The sequence below is a fragment of the Pseudomonas reinekei genome, assembly GCF_001945365.1.
Taxonomy (GTDB): domain Bacteria; phylum Pseudomonadota; class Gammaproteobacteria; order Pseudomonadales; family Pseudomonadaceae; genus Aquipseudomonas; species Aquipseudomonas reinekei.
In genome coordinates, this window is sequence record NZ_MSTQ01000040.1 from 1 (window position 1) to 2,971 (window position 2,971).

Sequence of the window (2,971 nt, forward strand, 5' to 3'; positions counted from 1 at the left end):
CTTGCAGGCGGTCGGAGCCATCAGCGGCGACAGTGTTGCCTTGCAGGCGGTCGGAGCCATCAGCGGCGACAGTGTTGCCTTGCAGGCGGTCGGAGCCATCAGCGGCGACAGTGTTGCCTTGCAGGCGATCAGAACCATCAGCGGCGACTTCGTTACCTTTCAGACGATCCGAGCCATCGGCGGCGACGCGTTTTTCGATCAGGCGATCCGAACCGCCTTCAGCCACACGATTCTGGATCAAACGATCCGAACCCCCTTCAGCCACACGGCTTTCAATCAATCGGTCCGAGCCGCCTTCAGCGACTACGGGTTGAGCAGAGGTCGCGGCAAACGCGTTAACTGCGAAAATCGAGAATGCGATGCTGAGGAGGGTTTGGCGTTTCATGATCGTGTGCTCCGGGGTGTTGTTGGTTGGTATGGAGCCCATGTTACGCCGCGGATTTTTTAAGAGAACTTCATTGAGTTAATGGTGACTATTGACGCAGTCAATGGATGCCTCTAACACCATGTTCGTCATTGATCCGTGACGCACAACTCTCCGGTTGCGCGGATCAATGCCTGGCCATGGAGGGCGTCCTTGATCAGGCTGGCGCGTTGTTCGGCCAGCCAGTTCGGGCATTCCGGGTCGACGCGATAGGGTGTGAAATCGGCGTATTGCTGCAACAGGCGGGCTTGCAGGGCATCCAGTTTGGGCCGGATTTGATTAAGGTCCGGTCGTGGCACGTCGGGCGCCTTGTGGGCGGCTTGCCAGATGGCGAGCAGTCCGTACTGCACCAGTTTGTTGGCCTCGATCTGGGCAGCGATCAGATCGGCCGCTTGCTCCGGGTCGAGTTTCTGCTGCGCCGCCTGCTTGCGGGCGTTGGCGATGACCTGAGCTTCGCGGGCCGTATCCTGGATCGGCTTGCCACTGTCCCATTTGGTCAGCGCCACCTGATCGGCAAAACTCAGGCGCTCGTTGATCGTTGCCAGCAAGGGCTGCAACGCATCGGGGGCCGGGGAGGCAGCGGCGTGAGCAGTGCCGGCGAGTAAACCGAACAGGACGCCGCTCAGCAGTGGCGGCAGGCGTAGGCAGTGGAACATAAGCAAACCTCTTGGGCACGGATGCGTATCAGGTCTTATGTATCACAGCAGAGCCCAAGGCACGAAGCCCGACGGTGTAATCAACTTGTTACAGTCGCGGCCAATAGCCGCTCGATCTGCGCCAGTTCCCAGGTACTGAGCAAACTCACCGGGTCGGTGCCGAAGCGTTGGCCGGCATCGAATACCCGGCCGTCCGCACTCTGGCAGTGGAGGCAGTGATGCAGGCGTACACCGTCGGTATCCAGGCTCAAACCCCAGCCGTCGATGTCGACCCGCACCAGACCAGGTTCGGGTTGTTCATCGAAGCGCTGTAACGGACGCAGGCCCAAAGCGGAATCACGCAATTGCTGGTAAACCTCGCGGGCAGTCAAGGGCGGCACAGGTGTCTCCGGTGAGTGTGCGTCAAGTACAGGATAATTGATCGCCCCGTTCACAGGTGAGCGTGGTGAGATGAGGGGGCAATTTTTCACCGGGTTCATGTCAGCGGTTCTCCAACAAGCCCTAGACAGGACGGGATCCCCAGGCACGACGCGATGGCTCATGGTTTGGGAGCTCCGCCGCTGGGGGAGCCGAACTTGAACGGGTCGGCACCACGGTTCTGGCGGTTTTTCTCTTTGCGGGCCTCGCTCGGCGGGCGGATCATTTGTACCGTCAGGCTGCCGTCTTGACCGGCATAGACCACCGCGCTGGTTCCGCCGTCCAGATAGCTCGCGATGGTGGCCAGGTTGATCTCCACCAGCGCGCTACTCACCCCTGTGTTGCCCAGGCGCCGTCCGATGTTGTATCCCTCGTCGACATTGCCCAACTCGATGCCATGGCCGTCGGTATTCAGGCCGTGCAAGGCAAGGGTCAGGGCGATTTCAGCTTCTTGATTGTCGGTGGTGTCGTAGAACACGCGCACCGGCTTATGCCCTTCGGGCAGGGTATCCAGCGCCTCTAACCAGCCGGCTTGCAGCGCCTTGGCCTGCAACGCCGGCTTGAGCCGTTTGCCGTTTTCGTCCTGCATCGAGACCTTGATCGGGCGGTGCAGGTAACCCAGCACCGGTGCGGCGTCGAACTCTTTGACCTGATGCTGGGCCCAGCGGATGGGTAGCCATGGCGAAGGTTCGAACTCTCCGGGGCCGCGGTTGCTGATGGTTTGCCAGAGGGTGGGGAGTTGGGATTGCCAGTAGGCGGTGGACATGGTGCCGGGGGCTAGGGGGTCTTCAGCGCCTTTGGTGCGCTCCGCCTCCTCATACGCCTTCCTGAACTTAGGCGCTTGCTGCCAGTAAAACGCCCACAGTTTGCCCAGATCGGTGTCTTTGTTCTGGTTATCTTCACGTTCATGAGTGGCATAACGGCGGATGTACCGATCCACTCGATCCGAGCGGGTGACCAGCAGCCCGGTCATGCTTTCGTACACCGTGGGGACTACCTGCACGCTTTGCAACCCGGGCGTACCGGGCTTGCGATAGACATCTCGCGTTACATCGCCATCCCGGCTCGTGATCAGCGCTTGGGGCACTTGAGGATTGTCATCAAAAAACTGGAACAGTCGCTCGATCATGCCTTGCGCATGGGTCGTACTTTCATCGTCCTGCCAGAGAAACTGGGTAACACCCAGAGTCGCCTTGTTTCGCCCTGAACTGATCAAGCCGGCTGCTCGGTAGCCCGTCTTGTAGGGGTCAGGTGGGCCCAGCGCAAACACTGGAATCGGCCAATACGCTACAGCCTCGCCTGCCGAATGTTTGAAGGCAACGCGGATGTTGATATTCCTGGTGATCCCCCGAGAGCTCAGAGAAGAATCGTAATCCTTGGGGTCTCGTGAATAGATTGAAGTGAAGTTGTTGTTCGTTTTTTTTATTTCTCTCCATATCGATGATTGATGCCAATCATCAACAGCCAGCCCCAC

The 2,971-nt window shown here is 59.4% G+C and carries 4 protein-coding genes; all 4 read right to left on the minus strand.

The window, feature by feature from the left end:
* A partial coding sequence (locus tag BVK86_RS28795) for a hypothetical protein (protein ID WP_075949602.1) occupies positions 1-385 on the minus strand: 385 nt, incomplete at its 3' end.
* A gap of 128 nt (positions 386-513) precedes the next feature.
* Positions 514-1,080 (minus strand): chorismate mutase, encoded by a 567-nt coding sequence (locus BVK86_RS28800; protein ID WP_075949603.1) that lies wholly within the window; start codon positions 1,078-1,080, stop codon positions 514-516.
* Between the two features lie 80 nt (positions 1,081-1,160).
* Entirely contained in the window at positions 1,161-1,460 is a 300-nt protein-coding gene (locus tag BVK86_RS28805) for a DUF7693 family protein (protein ID WP_075949604.1), read from the minus strand.
* 158 nt (positions 1,461-1,618) lie between these two features.
* Positions 1,619-2,971 (minus strand): type VI lipase adapter Tla3 domain-containing protein (locus BVK86_RS28810; RefSeq protein WP_075949605.1); only part of this gene is annotated, 1,353 nt, incomplete at its 5' end.